1 protein-coding gene is annotated in these 766 nt (G+C 30.7%); it reads left to right on the top strand.

The features are described from left to right. Positions 1 to 33: 33 nt before the first annotated feature. Positions 34 to 766: type II toxin-antitoxin system PemK/MazF family toxin (locus tag HT703_RS11160; protein WP_172930096.1), on the top strand; the 733-nt coding region annotated here is incomplete at its 3' end.

The raw sequence follows: 766 nt of genomic DNA, 5'->3' as shown, positions 1-766 counted from the left end.
TATGCAGTTATCGGGGTGTATAGAGGGGAATAAATGACAATACAAAATAAACAGATTTTAAAGGCTTCAAAAAACTTTGAGAAAGTTCATTCAACATTTAAAAATAATAATAAATTCCGATTTTTGCCTAATTGGCTAGAAAAAGAATCTAATCTATTCTTGTCAGAAACACAAAACACTAGCAAGAGTTACAATGTTCTGAAACGTGGTTCTTTAATCTTTGTAGATTTTGGAATCAATATTGGCTCTGAATTATCAAATAGACACTGGGCTGTTGTCCTAAATAAAAATGATTCTCCAAAATCAAGGAATCTGACGGTACTTCCAATTAGTTCAAAAGAAAAAAAGTTTTCTGTTATGATTGACGAAGTTATACAGCAAAAATCCAAAAGATTCTTATTACCTATTCTTGACAAAATTGGTTTTGATTATTTTTCGATCATTCACTATGCACTTACAGAAATTACTCCTTTTGATTTAGGGAGTGCAGAAGAAATATATCAGGAATTTTTGATTCAATACGGAGATGCTTACAATTCAGAATCAGCTAAAGAAATCTATGACAACGGTGCAGGGATGGAAAAAGTGGAAAACACTAATAGAAAATTAAAAGATCTTGTTAACCATTATCAACGATTTAATAAAATTTCCTACGCAAAATGTGATCAGATAAAAACGATTAGTAAAGACAGAATTATTTACATAAACGAACTGGATCCTTGCGGAAAAATCAAGGTTAGTGACGAAACTTTAGATAGAATTGACG

This window comes from Streptococcus sp. 3874 (assembly GCF_013276425.1).
Taxonomy (GTDB): domain Bacteria; phylum Bacillota; class Bacilli; order Lactobacillales; family Streptococcaceae; genus Streptococcus; species Streptococcus pseudopneumoniae.
The sequence above is the reverse complement of the archived record's forward strand: the minus strand, read 5'-3'. Positions and strand labels throughout refer to the sequence as shown.